Raw genomic sequence first — 15262 nt, forward strand, 5'->3', positions numbered from 1 at the left:
GAATTCCATCCTTCTTTCGCGGAATTCCATCCTTCTTTCGCGGAATTCTACCCTTCTTCCGCGGAATCACTCTCACCCGCAGGATTAAGTTCCCCATGGAATTATTATCTAATTGCTTTTATAGAAGCTTATCTGTATAATATATCTCTAGGTGCCAAACCTATGTGGCATGGACGGAACATCCGTGTCACACCGAAAAACGCCATTACAGCACGGATTTGCTGGGCGTTTTTTGTTTTATGAGCGGGAGATGAGCCCCGCTCTTTTATTTTGCCTATAAAAAGCGACCATGACATTAAATCGTCACTGGCCGCTTATTTTTATTTTTCCCGAATACGAGTAAAACGGTCGCAACCGCTAATAATAAAAGTGCTACGAGTATAAGGAAGCTATAATTTTTTACAAATTCTAAATAAACACCACCTAAAAATGGACCTGTTAAGCTACCAATACTTAAAGCAATCCCGCATAATAAGTTTCCAGTTGGTAGCAACTCTTTCGGCGTTAAATCAGCCATATATGTAATACCGAGCGAAAACATCGAACCGACAAGTGTCCCTGCAAAGAAAAATGCAATGGCCACAGCCATTTGCGAGTGTTCTAAAAAGCTCGCAATCATAAACAGAATGGCTCCTCCAAATGATCCAAACATCAGGATATTGCGTCGCCCAATTTTATCACCGAGTGCACCAAGTGGCACTTGTGTTAAAATGCCCCCAAATGTAAAGACTGATAAAATAACCGGAATCATGTCAACTTCAAAGCCTATCCGTAATGCATAGACTGGAAATAAAGCGTTCAATGAAGATTCTAAAAAACCGTAAACAAATGGCCCTAAAAATGCAATCCATCCAAAGACGATCGCCACCTTATAACGATTCCATCCGCGTGCATTCATATCACCTGTTAAACGCTCTGGCTTTTCATTGCGTAAGAAAAATACAAAAGACCACGCGATTAAGCACATAATCGATGACACAATAAACGGCAATGCCTCTGTAATTTGAATCAGCTGTACCATTAACGGCCCTACTGCAAAACCTGTGCTAAAGGACAAGCCATAAATCGCCATACCTTTACCTAGACTTTTATGATCCGCTGTACTCGTAATCCAAGTTTGCGTAGCATAATGCAGAGCATGATCTCCAACACCAATTAGCAAGCGTAAGACAAACCAGAATGTAACGCTTTTCCATAATGGAAATATTATAAGCGAAATAAAGACAAGTGCACCGCCAATTAAAATAATTGGTTTGTAGCCCCATTTTCGTAAAGGCTGTTCTATAAACGGTGAAATTAATAAAGTTCCTATGTATAGACCTGTCGCGTTTAAACCATTTAAAGCGGAAGATACACCATCGCGCTCAAAAATAATGGAGATAAGCGGTAAGAGCATCCCTTGTGAAAATCCCGATATAGAGACAATTATCACTAAAATAGTAAACCTTTTTTTGCTGTAATCTGCGAAGTAATTCATTTTTTCCTCCAACATCTAGTCTGCTTCCACATTACAGCATACCAAAAAGCCTCAGCGCTCACCACATGTGATTTTACGCTAAGGCTTAACGAATACTTATCTTCATTCAACTTGTATAAACACGAATTTCGGCCTTTTTATTTACCGATTACTTGTTTAAACTCCCTCCTTTTCGAGTTAGAGTTCACCGTTTTGTACAATCAGCTCCTTTACTATTTCTTAAAATAACTTTAACATACAGTATCAATATTGTAAATATTCTGTCTATTGTTTTTTGAAAATAATCGCTTAGTCCTAGGTGTTAACCTAGGCATTGAAATTTAGTCCCAAATCAGCTACGATGTAAAGGACGAAATGAGGTGTATGCATGTCAAAGTCAATCACTGATAAAGAGCAACAAGTTACTTACTTAAAAGAACGTCTTGAAATGTTTTTAGAAGTATTAGATGCCATCGACCCAGAAACGACTGAATTACAAGATATTGATCGTTTAATTCAAATGATGGATGATTTAGAAGAAAAAATGGAGCAATTTAACGCTCGTGAACAATAATGACAAGCAAAAGCAAGCGAGCATCTAAATGGCTCGCCTGCTTTTTTTAATGACAGTCCCAATTGTACACTACATTGCTAAAATCCTTGTTTTTTAGTTCCTCTTCTGTAATGAAGAAATTGCACACACCACAATCCCCCCACATAATATGATCCCCTTCACTATCTATTTGCAATAGCAGCGTTGTTGAATCTGTATAGTTACCATACGCTCGAGGATCTTCCTGTGTAAAGAAAGGATATCCCCCTATTTTATGTCCATCTCCGGCTAACACATCATACAATACATCTGCTAACTCTTCGTCTTCATCTATAGCTGTTTCAATGCTTTTGTATAGTTCATTACTTCTAAAATCGCCCATTGTTAAAGGTTCAAATTTAGCCTGAAAGCTAATGGCCATTTCCTTTTCTACCGGGAAATAAAGTTCTTCTGTCGTACTTTCTACAAAGGAGAAATCGTGCATAAGCTGCGATTCATCTTTAATAATCGTATCATGGTAAATCACGCGAAAACCACTTTGATTGTTGCCCTTATCGAAATCCATTCCTAGTACATCATCATAACCATCAATAAAAAACTGCAATATTCCCTCTTCAGGAAAATTAGCTAAGTGTTTCGGTACATCTGCAAAGTTAATTTGTGCTAAAAGTTTTAACGGCTGTTGTTGTTCGTTTTTTGGATATTCCATTGCAAGTGGAAAATACGGATTACCTGCAAATTTGCTGTCAAATAAAGTCGTTTCTCTTTCGTACGTTTCGATGCCAATAACAGGTTGCAATGTTTCTTCTATTATATGGTGAAATTGCTCTACTTCCTTTGGTAACGTTAATGATTTTGTTTCAAACATGAAATATCCTCCTTAAAATTAAGTTAATTCCATTTTAGAACAAATGTTCTTAAAAATCAAATCCCTTTTTCATTGTACAGATAGCAGTTAATTCATAAAAACTAGAAATTCTATAAAATTAATCGATTATTTCTCCACTATTAGAAGTACTCTTTTTTTCATTAGTGGAAAAGAGTATAATGGTTCGTGGAAATAATCAAATTTTCATTGGGGGGCAATATCGAAATGAATCTTCAAACTTTAGAGAAAAGTCTTTACGATTTAATTACTGAAACGTCTACAAACTTACCAAAAGACGTACGTCGTGCCATTAAAAAAGCGAAAGAAGCTGAAAATGCGGGTACGCGTGCAGCAATGAGCTTAGAAACAATCTCAAATAATATTATTATGGCAGAAGACAATGTATCACCAATCTGTCAAGATACTGGTCTACCAACATTTAAAATTTACACGCCTGTAGGTGTAAATCAATTAGAAATAAAAGAAGCTATCAAAAAAGCAATTAACGATACAACAGCGGATGCAAAATTACGTCCAAATGCTGTGGATTCATTAACTGGTGCAAACAGCGGTAATAACCTTGGTGATGGTCTGCCAGTAATGAAATTCGAGCAATGGGAAAAAGATTATATTACGATTAAATTAATTCTTAAAGGTGGCGGCTGCGAAAACAAAAACATTCAGTACAGCCTACCATGTGAATTAGACGGTCTTGGCCGTGCTGGTCGTGATTTAGATGGTATCCGTAAATGTATTTTACACTCTGTATATCAAGCACAAGGTCAAGGCTGCTCTGCAGGCTTTATCGGTGTAGGTATCGGTGGCGATCGCTCTTCAGGATATGATTTAGCAAAAGAGCAATTATTCCGTCATGTTGAAGATACAAACCCAAATCCAGATTTAGCAAAATTAGAAGAATATGTTGTGCAAACAGCAAACACATTTGGTATCGGTACAATGGGCTTCGGCGGTGAAGCAACTTTACTTGGTTGTAAAATTGGCGTTATGCACCGTATCCCAGCTTCATTCTACGTATCTGTAGCATATAACTGCTGGGCATACCGTCGTATGGCAGTTGATATTAATCCAGAAACTGGCGAAATCATCAACTGGCACTACCAAGAAGGCGAAAAAATTACATTTAAAGAAGATGAAGTTGCTGCAACAACAGAAGAAACTTCAACAAATGTTGTAGAACTGACTGCGCCAATTACAGAAGAACAAATTCGTGCACTTAAAGTAGGTGATGTTGTATCGATTACTGGTCGTATGTACACTGGCCGCGACGCTATTCACCATCACTTAATGAGTCATGATGCACCAGTAGATCTTAACGGACAAGTTATTTATCACTGTGGTCCTGTAATGGCGAAAGACGAAGAAGGCAACTGGACAGTGAAAGCTGCTGGCCCGACTACTTCTATTCGTGAGGAACCATATCAAGGCGACATTATGAAAAAATTCGGTATCCGTGCTGTTATTGGTAAAGGTGGTATGGGTCCAAAAACACTTGCTGCTTTAGGCGAACATGGCGGTGTTTACTTAAATGCCATTGGCGGTGCTGCTCAATACTACGCAGACTGCATTAAAGGTGTAGATGGTGTAGACTTAATGGAATTCGGTATTCCTGAAGCTATGTGGCACTTAAATGTGGAAGGGTTTACAGCTGTCGTAACAATGGACTCTCACGGCAACTCACTTCACGCTGATGTAGACAAATCTTCTTTAGAAAAACTAGCGCAACATGCAGAAAGAGTTTTCTAATTTAGAAAAACATTGTAATTAAAAAGAATTATCCGTTACGGACACAAAATATAAAGGCACAGAATATTCCTAGTGAATATACTGTGTCTTTTTTCTGTTCTTATTCCATAATCATCAGCCAAACCTTTACCCACTATTTGTTAAACACCTCATTATATTTTATTGCTTAGTTGCTTAGACCATATTAATAAAAGTTATTGCTTTCTTTTTCCAAACACCTTTGTTATAATAATTCTAAAGTAGAAAAGATGTAAATGAAAGTGATTATCATCTACAAAAATGCTTGTATTACCTTGTTTAATAAGGGTTTTGATATTGATTTTCATTATCAGGGGGGATTTAATTGGAATACTCTAATCGAGAAAATAATAATTTAATTGAGAATATTAAAGTGCATGCCGAACTCATTGCTGCTATTATGGCAGGATTATTTATTTTACTCGCATGGCGTTTAGATACAAATGATCAAACAACAGCGTCCGTTCTGCTATATATTGTGGCATTTTGCGTCGGAGGCTTTGCCAAAGCAAAAGAAGGTATTGAAGAAACGTTAGAAGACAAAAAATTAAACGTAGAGTTGCTAATGATTTTAGCTGCAATAGGCTCAGCTGCTATCGGTTATTGGACAGAGGGCGCAATCCTCATTTTTATCTTTGCTGTTAGTGGTGCTCTTGAAACGTACGCTATGAACAAAAGTCATCGTGAAATTTCTGCTTTGATGAATTTACAGCCGGAAGAAGCTTGGTTAGTACGCGGCGGTTTTGAACCGATGAAGGTTGCTGTTTCCACATTAAAAATTGGCGACCACTTGCTCATAAAACCTGGTGAACGTGTCCCAGCTGACGGTATTATTTTTAAAGGACAATCTTCTATTGATGAATCTGCTATTAGCGGAGAACCTTTACCTATTGCGAAATTTGAAGGTGATGAAGTATTTGCAGGAACCGTTAATTTAAATGGGGCCATTACAATGGAAATGACGAAACCAAATGCTGAAACGTTATTCCAAAAAATTATTATGCTTGTCCAAAGTGCGCAAAGTGAAAAATCTCCTTCACAGCAATTTATTGAAAAATTTGAAGGAACTTATGTCAAATTCGTCTTACTTTCTGTTGCACTTATGATGTTCCTACCCCACTTTTTAATCGGCTGGGACTGGACGACAACATTTTATCGAGCAATGGTCTTGTTAGTCGTTGCTTCACCTTGTGCACTCGTTGCATCCATTATGCCCGCAACATTAGCAGCCATTTCAAATGGCGCAAAAAACGGCGTGCTATTCAAAGGTGGCTTACATCTCGAACATTTAAGTGTATTACGTGCATTAGCTGTCGATAAAACAGGTACGCTTACACAAGGAAAACCAGTCGTGACAGATTTTATTGTACGCGATGGCTTAGATCGTGACGCAACATTAGCTGTTCTTGCAGGAATTGAAGCACAATCAAATCACCCGTTAGCTCAAGCCGTTACAAACTATGCAAAAGCACAACACATTTCACAGTTTGCACAAGCAACGATTGAAGATATCCCTGGTTGGGGCATGAAAGGCTACGTAAATGAAACCGAGTATTTGATTGGTAAACCTGATTTCGTAGGTGAAGTTGAAGCAAATGCTTTCGCGAATAACGCTTTAGCAAAGCTTACTTCTGAAGGTAAAACAGTTATTTTTATGCGTGACAAAGAAGGCATTGTAGCTCTTGCGGCGTTAAAAGATACCGTTCGCGATGAGGCAAAAAAAGCCGTTGCATTGTTAAAAGAATTAGGTATTGATGTAATTATGCTCACTGGTGATAACGACAAAACAGCAAAGGTTATTGCCCAAGAAGCTGGCGTTACTGAATACGTTGCAGAATGTCTTCCGGAAACAAAAGTTACGGAGATGAAACGTCTACTGGCTGAACATCAATTTGTCGGGATGGTCGGAGATGGCATCAATGACGCCCCTGCCTTAGCAACAGCTACTACTGGTATTGCTATGGGCGAAGGTACAGATGTTGCTCTCGAAACAGCAGACGTTGTGTTAATGAAAAATGACTTATCTAAAATTGCCTATGCCGTCCGCCTATCACGTAAAATGCAACGAATTGTAAAGCAAAACATCTCCTTCTCTATTGGCATCATTGTATTACTAATAGCCTCTAACTTTTTACAAGCTGTCGATTTACCACTAGGCGTTATCGGCCATGAAGGTAGTACCATTCTCGTGATTTTAAACGGCTTACGAATGCTGAATAAAAATGTATAAAAGGGTGGTCTCAAAGCGAGACCACCCTTCAAAATGTCGATAAACTCATAGAATTAAACTACTGCAGTTGATTTCCGCTACGTGCGGACGCTTTCCGCGGGCACACACGTAAGCCGCAACCCTCGCTAACGCGCGGACTGTTGCGGCTTACGATGCGTGTGTGATATGAACCCATAAAGTTGTACTTTTATTTCGCTGTTTTTTCAAAGTTTTTTCTGTATTCAACTGGACTTAACCCGTCCAGTTTTTCTTTTATTCGTTTTTTATTATAGTAACGAATGTAATCGTGGATGGCTTTTTCTGCTTCTTGAACGGATTGAAAAGATGTTTGGTAAATACATTCATTTTTAAGAATGCCAAAGAAGCCCTCCATGAGCGCATTATCTAAACAATTTCCTTTACGTGACATACTTTGGGTCATTCCGTATGTCTCTACCATTCGTTGAAAGCGACCAATTTGATAAAGCCAGCCTTGATCCGAGTGGATTAATAGATTATTGGCTTTTTTTAATTTCCTTGCACTTATAGCTTGAGAGAAAGATTGGTGAATGAGATCAAAGTTCGGATTTTTAGCTAGGGCATAACCAACAATTTCACGATTAAAGACATCGAGAAAGGCGGATAAATAGCGTTTCACTCCATTCACTTTAATCTCCGTTACATCTGTCAACCACACTTGGTTAGGGCGTGCTGCTTCAAATTGGCGATTTAATTGATTGGGAGCCACTCGTCCTATTTCTCCTTTGTATGAACGATAAGTCCGTTTCTTTTTACGTCCTTTTAAGCCCATTTCCTGCATCAAGCGAAACACAGTTTTATGGTTAATTCGTACGCCTTGTTTACGTAATTGGATCGTGATGCGGCGGTAGCCATAACGTCCTTTGTGTTCTTGGTAAACCGCTTGAATTTGCTTTTTCAGTTCGCTATATTTATCCACCTTTGTGGTAGCTTTTAGGTGATAATAAAAAGTTGATTTCGTTAGGTTCGCTACTTTTAATAAAATCTTTAACGTGAATGCAAGCCTTAATTCATTTACAATCAGGACTTTTTCTTTCGTGCTAATTTTTCTTTTTCTTGAATTAAGGCATGTAACTTTTTTAAATAAGCATTCTCCGCTCTTAATAGCTCCAATTCTTCTTGTAGTTTTTCTGTATCATTTTGTGTTGTCGTAGTAGATTTTTTTTTCATGTCTCGACGCTCCCGTTTTTTATGATAGAGAGCCCAGTCATTTTCGGTCATGTAAAGATGCATCCATTTCCATAAAGTTGCCCGACTGTGAAGATTAAATCTCCCCGAAACTTCGGTATACGACTCGACGGTCTCTATTAAATAGTGTATGACTTCTAGTTTAAAGGAATCGTCGTAGCTCTTACAAGGGGGAGCTAATAATCCATCTAATCCATGATATTTATAAATCGCTAGCCAGCTCGACACAACCGCTTTATTGATCTTTAATTCTCTAGCAATTGCACTGTGCGAAAGTTCGCCTTTTTGATACAGTTCAACGACTTTCTTTTTCTTTTCTCTTGTTTCCATCGATGCACCCTCCTTGTGAATAAAGAGTTCAACAATTTGGGTGCATCTCAGTGTTCCCGCAGGAGTCGCCGCCCTTCGCGAAAATCAAAGGCTACTCTTCAAAGTCTTTACTATAAACCCCCCCTTACCCAGACTAAGAATAAGCTGATATTTCATTACTCGTTACTAGTTGATTGGAGTGGAAGGCGCGACACTCCTGCAGGAACAGCACGAGCTGAAAATCCATTTTTGCGGCTATTGCCGCAAAAATTAGTTGAAGCCGTGCCTGCGGAAAGGGAGCGCCTGGAACGGAAATCAACGTCGCACTGCGGAAAGCGAAGTGGATTTTTCCGTTTTAGAAGCTACTACTCTTATGCCATGACGCTAAGCGGTGCCAGTCACTCATACAATTTCTATGCGTTGCATTCTAAACTAACAAAGGAAAAATCCACGTAGACTCCTGCGGGAACGCACGTAATGTAAGACACAACAAACGGCGCGACAGCGACGGTTGTGGCTTACGTCGTGCCCGCGGAAAGCGTAGTGGATTTTTCCGTTTTAGAAGCTACTACTCTTATGCCATGACGCTAAGCGGTGCCAGTTACTCATACAATTTCTATGCGTTGCATTCTAAACTAACAAAGGAAAAATCCACGTAGACTCCTGCGGGAACGCACGTAATGTAAGACACAACAAACGGCGCGACAGCGACGGTTGTGGCTTACGTCGTGCCCGCGGAAAGCGTAGTGGATTTTTCCGTTTTAGAAGCCACTCTTATCCCCTATGCCCTTTGAAAGCACCCCGTAAAAAAATTTCGGCAGTTAATATAAAAAATACAAAAAAGGTAGCCTCAATCTGAGACCACCTTTTTTTTTCAAAAGCTATTTAATAGCACCTTCCGCTTTTAGCAAGGCTCTTTTTTGCATCGTGGCGTTCAGCACACCACCAAAAATTATAATCATTCCTGTAAAATACAGCCATAGCATTAAAATAATAACGCCACCAATACTACCATATGTAGCAGAATAATTGCCAAAATTACTAATATAAAAAGAAAAACCGTATGTCACGACTAACCAAGCAAGCGTAGAAAATATTGCCCCTGGCCATACGCCCATTATCTTCAATCGCGGGCTTGTATTCGGCACTAACCAATAAATTGCCATTAACACTAAAAAGATAAGCAATGGCGGCATCGACCAGCGTATATTACGCCAAAGAGATTCAAACTCATCTTCAATGTTGACGATTGAAAACAAAAAATGCCCAATTTGCTGACCAAAAACAGGTAAAAGAAGCGCTACTGCAATGACAATAACTAACGCTATTGTAAATACAAGCGAGAGCCCTCTGTCTATAAAACCTACTCTACTTTCTGTATCGTACGCTTTATTTAACGCTCTTATTAATGCATTAATCCCCTTTGACGCAGACCATATCGTGCCAAGTACCCCGATAGATAATAAACTACTATTACGGTTCGTTAACACTTCATTTAATGTACTTTCCATCAGCCTATATACTTCATCAGGCATGTAATTAACTAAAAACGAGTATACTTGCGTTGTTTCTAAGTTTAAATATGGCAATAGTGTAACAAGGAAAATTAGTAGGGGGAAGAAAGATAGTAAAAAGAAATAAGCAAGTTGTGCCCCAAGAGCAGATATTTCAACGCGTTGAATGCGAAGTATTAAATCTTGAATAAAACCCTTCGATGTCATCACATCTACAACTTCTTCATCTGGTGAGAAAAATGCTTTCACTTCACCAAATGTTGCATGGATGGATGCTTTTTTCTTTTCCATTTAATTCCCTCCTGTACTACAACTTATTCTTTATCTGAAGAGAAAGCTGACTTTGTATCGTTAACCATGCCTTGAATTGTGGAAGGTAATTCTTTAAATTCATCCACTTTCTCCGCAAGTGTATTAACATTGTCCGATACAGTATCGCATAGCACTTTAGCAGCCAGCACTTTTTCTTCAATTAAGTCTTGCAGTTCGCTGCGATGCGATGCGTAGTAAGCTACCGATTCTTTCATTCTTTTTGTTGTAGCGATTGTTTTTTGGCGTGTCGTACGATCAAACATGCTAATTGCAGCACCCACTGCTGCGCCTACTACGATCGATGCTAATAATTTACTTTGAGCCATATGATTTACCCCCTGGATTATTTAATGTTATTCCCTTTTTTTTAATAATGAAACAGCTTACTGCCCTTATTCTACCCAATAACAGTCTAATTTTAAAGCAACGCCCAAATACAGTGTTGACATTTTTTTTATTCAATGAAATGATATTGGCTAGGATTAAGAAAGGTAGGTTTAATTGAATGGATTTATCTATCGCGTCAAAGGAAAACGTTATTTATATGGTCGATCAAATGAAAGACAAGCTTCGCATGGTCAATGTAGATGCCATGAAATCAGAGAACTTCGATGAAGCCAATTACGAAGATTTAGTCTATCTATACGAAATGGTTATGAAACGCGACACATTTAGCCCTAGTGAAATGCAAGCCATCGTTGCTGAATTAGGCTCTTTACGTAAATAATTATTCAGCACACAAAAAAGCTATTAGCAAGGACCTCACGTCTTTTGCTAATAGCTTTTGTTTTACTGACTGTTTTTCGCAGCAGAACCGTCTTCAGCAACAAGTGGTTGAATTAACACTTCTACACGGCGATTTTTTGCGCGACCTTCAGCCGTATTGTTTGGTGCAATGGCTTTATATTCACCATATCCTTTTGCACTAAAATAAACCGGATCAAGATTCGAGTTACTATCTACTAAAATCTTTAAAAAGTTTACGGCACGCATAACAGAAAGTTCCCAGTTAGAAGCAAATTCAGGACCTGTTTGCGGAACGTTATCCGTATGACCTGTGATGACAATACTTCGCGCTGGGTCTGATACTAAAACCCCTGCAAGTTCAGCAGCAATTTTATTATACTCTGGCTTAATGGTAGCTCTACCCGGGTCAAACAAAATGCTATCACGAATCGTGACAAGCAAACCCTCATCTGTCATTTCTGTTGCGAACTGACCTTCCATCTCATTGACCGCAATAAAATTATCTACACTATCTTTTATTTCAGCTAGTTCTTGTTGATCTTTTAAATACGCTGAGTTCTGTTGTTGCTGTTGCGGTGTTTGCTCAGGGCTTGGATTAGGTGTCGGTAATGGTGAAGGCTGTTCTAAAAAGCTTGTCCCTCCATCAAACACCTGATTAAAGACCGCAGATAACCGCTCTAACTTTTCTTGGTCAACTGAACTGGATGCAAAAAGTACGATAAATAATGCTAGTAACAACGTTAAAATATCAGCATATGGAACTAACCAAGATTCATCAATATGCTCATCATGCTTTTTTTTCTTAGCTTTCTTTGCCAAGGCCGCCCGCCCCGCTTTCACCCGAAATTTGACGACGCTCTTCCATTGTTAAATAAGAAGATAATTTTTGTTCAATAACACGTGGCGCTTCCCCTTCTAGAACAGAAAGGATGCCTTCAATCATCATACGTTTTTGTTTCACTTCAACTGCTGATTTACGTTTTAACTTATTGGCGAATGGGTGCCATAAAACGTAACCTGTAAAGATACCTAATAAAGTTGCCATGAATGCAGCAGAAATGGCATGTCCTAACTTATCGATATCATTCATATCTGCTAACGCTGCGATTAACCCTACTACCGCACCGAGTACCCCTAATGTCGGGGCATATGTACCTGCTTGTGTAAAAATGGCTGCACCACTTGTATGTCGGTCTTCCATCGCTTCTACTTCTTCCGTTAATACGTCACGAATATAGTCTGCATTTTGACCATCAATTGCTAATGTAAGACCATTTTTTAAAAATGGGTCTTCAATTTCTGAAGCTTTACTTTCTAACGCTAACAAACCTTCACGACGTGCTAAATCAGCCCACTGTGAAAACATCTTAATAATTTCAATATCATCCGCTAGTTTCGTTTCTTTAAAAAGAATTTTAAACAGCTTTGGTACACGCTTTAATTCCTTTAATGGAAAGGCAATTGTTACAGCTGATATAGTACCGAAGATGATAATTAAGATAGCCGCTGGGTTATAAAAGGCACTTAAATTAACACCTTTTAACACCATCCCTGTTAGCAATGCGACGAACGCTAAAATTATCCCTACTACTGACGATAAATCCATTTTAGAACCTCCAAATCTTCTATACTTACTTATTTTCGTCCCATTTTCCATAATTTAAATAAAGATATTACAAGTATAAATGTATTTCTTTAAATTTTCGATGAAATAAATGCTTTTTATTCACATTTCGACCATATTTGATTATATTGAATTAAGAATAATACACTAAATTGTCTTTTATTGAAGGGAGTTAAGAATTTGTTATTATCATTTAACACAAAATTACTAAGATATGCCGAATTAGCCGTGAAAATAGGAGTAAATATCCAAGAAAATCAATATCTTTATGTGAGTTGTTCGACCGATAACTTAAAACTAGCAGAAATAATTACTAAAATTGCCTATGAAAATGGTGCAAAACAAGTATTTGTCGATATATCGGATGACCGACTTGTTCGGACACGTTATGAAAAAGCTCCAAAAGACTCATTTGATTTCTTTCCTCCATGGAAAATTCAAGAACGTGAATGGCTTGCTGAACAAGGTGCTGCGTTTTTAAGCATCGTTTCACAAAATCCAGACCTTCTAAAGGACATTGAACATGAAAAAATTATGTCTTTCCAAAAAGCGTCAGGTAAAGCACTCGTAAATTACTATAAAATGTTGCAGGCGAATAAATTTAGCTGGACCGTTATGGCGGCTCCTTCTAAACAATGGGCAGCCAAAGTATTCCCTCATCTACCAGAAGACCAACAAGTAGATGCATTATGGGAAGCAATCTTTGCGGCGACACGTATAAATGAGGAGCATCCCGTAAGTGCATGGGAAGCACATGCTCAACAGTTACAAAACAAAGCTAACTATCTAAACGGGAAACAATACAAATCCCTACACTATACAGCGCCAGGAACAGATTTAACAATTGCATTACCAGAAAACCATATATGGTCAGGTGGTAGTAGCATCAACACACAAGGCCAAACATTTATGGCGAATATGCCAACCGAGGAAGTGTTTACAGCACCATTAAAAACAGGTGTCAATGGCTATGTATCTAATACAAAACCATTAAGCTATGGTGGAAATATTATCGATCAATTTAAATTAACATTTAAAGATGGCCGGATAGTCGATAGCCAAGCTGCACAGGGGCAAGAAATTTTAGCTTCACTCATCGCAACTGATGAAGGCGCTCATTATCTTGGTGAAATAGCACTTGTGCCACATCAATCCCCTATCTCACAATCTGGTTTATTATTTTACAATACATTATTTGATGAAAACGCCTCTAATCATTTAGCGATAGGAAATGCCTACGCATTCTGCATTGAAGGCGGCAAAGAAATGTCTAAAGAAGAGTTATTAAAACACGGTCTAAATCAAAGCTTAACGCATGTTGACTTTATGATTGGCTCTGCTAATATGGATATTGATGGCATAACAGCTGATGGTCATATCGAACCAATTTTCCGCAATGGCAACTGGGCGTTTTAAGCAAATAGTCCACCTTAATAATATTATTCTAGGCTAGGTATCTTATGGATGTCATAAATTATCCTTACATTTTCCTAGCAACCTATTGTATAATAAGTGTAGTTCTTATAGTAGATTATTTAAGTAGAGAGGAGCTTTTATAATGTTCGTTACAACTGTTATTGGTTTTTCAGTCGTATTATTAATTTCTCTAGCATTCTTTATTCATTACCTACAAGTTGGCTTAGATTCTAAATCTTCAGTAACTGTAGACCCTCAACCAAAAGAAAAATACTAATTAAATTATCAGCTACTCTTCGTAGCTGTTTCAGACTGAAGACAAAGTCAAAGCAATTCGACTTTGTCTTCAGTCTTTTTTCACCCACAAAAAGCACCGTCGTAGCCGACAACAACGACCTTGCAAAAAAACGTTAAATTGCTGACAGCCAATCTAATACTCTTTCTCTTTGTTTGAACCTTTTTTGCATTTCTGTGTAATTTCTTTCATTTCGATTCGCTACATAATTTGCTAAACTTCTCTTTTTTTCATAAATATCGCGTGAATATTGTTATTATTGTTTGCATATTTGCATTTTTGCTCTAAAATATTTTTGTAGGGAAGGGAGCAAACTTTCATGTCAATGTTAAAAGATATTTTAAAATTTAATGAAGATTTCGTTCAAGAAAAAAAATACGAGCCATTTATTACAACTAAGTATCCTGATAAACGGATCGTTGTATTATCTTGTATGGATACGCGCCTAGTTGAACTATTACCAAAAGCGATGAACTTAAGAAACGGTGACGTTAAGATTGTCAAAAGTGCCGGTGCTTTAGTAAGTCACCCATTCGGTGCCGTAATGCGTAGTTTACTTGTTGCTGTTTATGAGCTGCAAGCAGATGAAGTATATGTAGTTGGACATTACGACTGTGGTATGAGCGCAGTTGATCCAGATGCAATGATTAGCAAAATGGTTAACCGAGGTATTAAAGAAGAAACGATTAAAATGATGGAATACTCAGGAATTGATTTAAAAGATTTCTTACGTGGCTTTGGCGATGTAGCGACAAGCGTAAAGAAAAGTGTCGATACAATTCGTAATCACCCACTAATGGTTCAAACAGTGCCTGTTCACGGTCTAGTAATTGATCCTAATACTGGCCGCCTTGATTTAATTGACGATGGTAGTAAATCATTCAATTAACACCGCTTGGGCTTAACCTGTTGCTAACATAACTGCTAGCAGGGAATCATTCTATATAGCA

Annotated in this window: 15 protein-coding genes; 7 read left to right on the top strand and 8 right to left on the bottom strand. The window is 38.1% G+C overall.

The features are described from left to right. Positions 1 to 295 precede the first annotated feature (295 nt). Positions 296 to 1477: an MFS transporter gene (locus ACKVEV_RS13705; protein ID WP_409366937.1), complete on the bottom strand. Its 1182-nt coding sequence runs from the start codon at positions 1475 to 1477 to the stop codon at positions 296 to 298. Between the two features lie 367 nt (positions 1478 to 1844). Here ACKVEV_RS13705 and ACKVEV_RS13710 point away from each other — a divergent pair, with 367 nt between their 5' ends. Next, positions 1845 to 2030 (top strand): SE1561 family protein, encoded by a 186-nt coding sequence (locus ACKVEV_RS13710; protein WP_402928008.1) that lies wholly within the window; start codon positions 1845 to 1847, stop codon positions 2028 to 2030. Positions 2031 to 2076: 46 nt separating this feature from the next. Here ACKVEV_RS13710 and ACKVEV_RS13715 read toward each other — a convergent pair whose 3' ends face one another. Continuing rightward, positions 2077 to 2877, bottom strand: a complete 801-nt coding sequence (locus ACKVEV_RS13715; RefSeq protein ID WP_409366938.1) for a YwqG family protein — start codon at positions 2875 to 2877, stop codon at positions 2077 to 2079. A gap of 225 nt (positions 2878 to 3102) precedes the next feature. Here ACKVEV_RS13715 and ACKVEV_RS13720 point away from each other — a divergent pair, with 225 nt between their 5' ends. After that, positions 3103 to 4641, top strand: a complete 1539-nt coding sequence (locus ACKVEV_RS13720; RefSeq protein ID WP_409366939.1) for a fumarate hydratase — start codon at positions 3103 to 3105, stop codon at positions 4639 to 4641. Between the two features lie 343 nt (positions 4642 to 4984). Further along, positions 4985 to 6889, top strand: coding sequence for a heavy metal translocating P-type ATPase (locus ACKVEV_RS13725; protein ID WP_409366940.1), 1905 nt, complete (start codon positions 4985 to 4987; stop codon positions 6887 to 6889). Between the two features lie 187 nt (positions 6890 to 7076). On the opposite strand, the gene ACKVEV_RS13730 is transcribed toward ACKVEV_RS13725, so the two are convergent. The 4 genes from ACKVEV_RS13730 to ACKVEV_RS13745 form a co-directional block, all read right to left on the bottom strand. Continuing rightward, positions 7077 to 8021 (bottom strand): IS3 family transposase, encoded by a 945-nt coding sequence (locus ACKVEV_RS13730; RefSeq protein ID WP_409370540.1) that lies wholly within the window; start codon positions 8019 to 8021, stop codon positions 7077 to 7079. After that, a complete protein-coding gene (locus ACKVEV_RS13735) occupies positions 7928 to 8425 on the bottom strand; it encodes a helix-turn-helix domain-containing protein (protein ID WP_409366941.1) in 498 nt (165 codons plus the stop codon). Before ACKVEV_RS13735 ends, ACKVEV_RS13730 begins: the two co-directional genes overlap by 94 nt. Positions 8426 to 9285: 860 nt before the next feature. Continuing rightward, positions 9286 to 10209: a YihY/virulence factor BrkB family protein gene (locus ACKVEV_RS13740; protein WP_409366942.1), complete on the bottom strand. Its 924-nt coding sequence runs from the start codon at positions 10207 to 10209 to the stop codon at positions 9286 to 9288. A gap of 23 nt (positions 10210 to 10232) precedes the next feature. After that, entirely contained in the window at positions 10233 to 10556 is a 324-nt protein-coding gene (locus tag ACKVEV_RS13745) for a YtxH domain-containing protein (RefSeq protein ID WP_409366943.1), read from the bottom strand. A gap of 179 nt (positions 10557 to 10735) precedes the next feature. Between ACKVEV_RS13745 and ACKVEV_RS13750 the strand changes: the two genes are divergently transcribed. Beyond that, complete coding sequence (locus ACKVEV_RS13750) at positions 10736 to 10957, top strand: DUF1128 domain-containing protein (protein ID WP_054767675.1); 222 nt, start codon at positions 10736 to 10738, stop codon at positions 10955 to 10957. A gap of 62 nt (positions 10958 to 11019) precedes the next feature. Here the strand turns inward: ACKVEV_RS13750 and motB are convergent, their stop codons facing one another. Beyond that, positions 11020 to 11796 carry a flagellar motor protein MotB gene (gene motB, locus ACKVEV_RS13755; protein ID WP_409366944.1) on the bottom strand — a complete coding sequence of 259 codons (777 nt, stop codon included), beginning with the start codon at positions 11794 to 11796 and terminating at the stop codon, positions 11020 to 11022. Continuing rightward, positions 11780 to 12583, bottom strand: coding sequence for a flagellar motor stator protein MotA (gene motA / locus ACKVEV_RS13760; RefSeq protein WP_409366945.1), 804 nt, complete (start codon positions 12581 to 12583; stop codon positions 11780 to 11782). Before motA ends, motB begins: the two co-directional genes overlap by 17 nt. A 198-nt stretch (positions 12584 to 12781) precedes the next feature. Between motA and ACKVEV_RS13765 the strand changes: the two genes are divergently transcribed. The 3 genes from ACKVEV_RS13765 (at position 12782) to ACKVEV_RS13775 (ending at position 15201) form a co-directional block, all read left to right on the top strand. After that, positions 12782 to 14017 carry an aminopeptidase gene (locus ACKVEV_RS13765; RefSeq protein ID WP_409366946.1) on the top strand — a complete coding sequence of 412 codons (1236 nt, stop codon included), beginning with the start codon at positions 12782 to 12784 and terminating at the stop codon, positions 14015 to 14017. Between the two features lie 142 nt (positions 14018 to 14159). After that, complete coding sequence (locus ACKVEV_RS13770) at positions 14160 to 14294, top strand: hypothetical protein (protein ID WP_402927998.1); 135 nt, start codon at positions 14160 to 14162, stop codon at positions 14292 to 14294. Between the two features lie 337 nt (positions 14295 to 14631). After that, positions 14632 to 15201 (top strand): beta-class carbonic anhydrase, encoded by a 570-nt coding sequence (locus ACKVEV_RS13775; RefSeq protein ID WP_409366947.1) that lies wholly within the window; start codon positions 14632 to 14634, stop codon positions 15199 to 15201. The last annotated feature ends 61 nt before the right edge of the window (positions 15202 to 15262 follow it).

The organism is Lysinibacillus sp. 38-6 (assembly GCF_046245175.1).
Classification (GTDB): Bacteria; Bacillota; Bacilli; order Bacillales_A; family Planococcaceae; genus Lysinibacillus.

Bases quoted from the DNA above. Each gene is read 5' to 3' on its own strand.
- ACKVEV_RS13705 (WP_409366937.1), bottom strand. From the start codon at position 1,477: ATGAATTACTTCGCAGATTACAGCAAAAAAAGGTTTACTATTTTAGTG.
- ACKVEV_RS13710 (WP_402928008.1), top strand. From the start codon at position 1,845: ATGTCAAAGTCAATCACTGATAAAGAGCAACAAGTTACTTACTTAAAA.
- ACKVEV_RS13715 (WP_409366938.1), bottom strand. From the start codon at position 2,877: ATGTTTGAAACAAAATCATTAACGTTACCAAAGGAAGTAGAGCAATTT.
- ACKVEV_RS13720 (WP_409366939.1), top strand. From the start codon at position 3,103: ATGAATCTTCAAACTTTAGAGAAAAGTCTTTACGATTTAATTACTGAA.
- ACKVEV_RS13735 (WP_409366941.1), bottom strand. From the start codon at position 8,425: ATGGAAACAAGAGAAAAGAAAAAGAAAGTCGTTGAACTGTATCAAAAA.
- ACKVEV_RS13740 (WP_409366942.1), bottom strand. From the start codon at position 10,209: ATGGAAAAGAAAAAAGCATCCATCCATGCAACATTTGGTGAAGTGAAA.
- ACKVEV_RS13745 (WP_409366943.1), bottom strand. From the start codon at position 10,556: ATGGCTCAAAGTAAATTATTAGCATCGATCGTAGTAGGCGCAGCAGTG.
- ACKVEV_RS13750 (WP_054767675.1), top strand. From the start codon at position 10,736: ATGGATTTATCTATCGCGTCAAAGGAAAACGTTATTTATATGGTCGAT.
- motA (WP_409366945.1), bottom strand. From the start codon at position 12,583: ATGGATTTATCGTCAGTAGTAGGGATAATTTTAGCGTTCGTCGCATTG.
- ACKVEV_RS13770 (WP_402927998.1), top strand. From the start codon at position 14,160: ATGTTCGTTACAACTGTTATTGGTTTTTCAGTCGTATTATTAATTTCT.
- ACKVEV_RS13775 (WP_409366947.1), top strand. From the start codon at position 14,632: ATGTCAATGTTAAAAGATATTTTAAAATTTAATGAAGATTTCGTTCAA.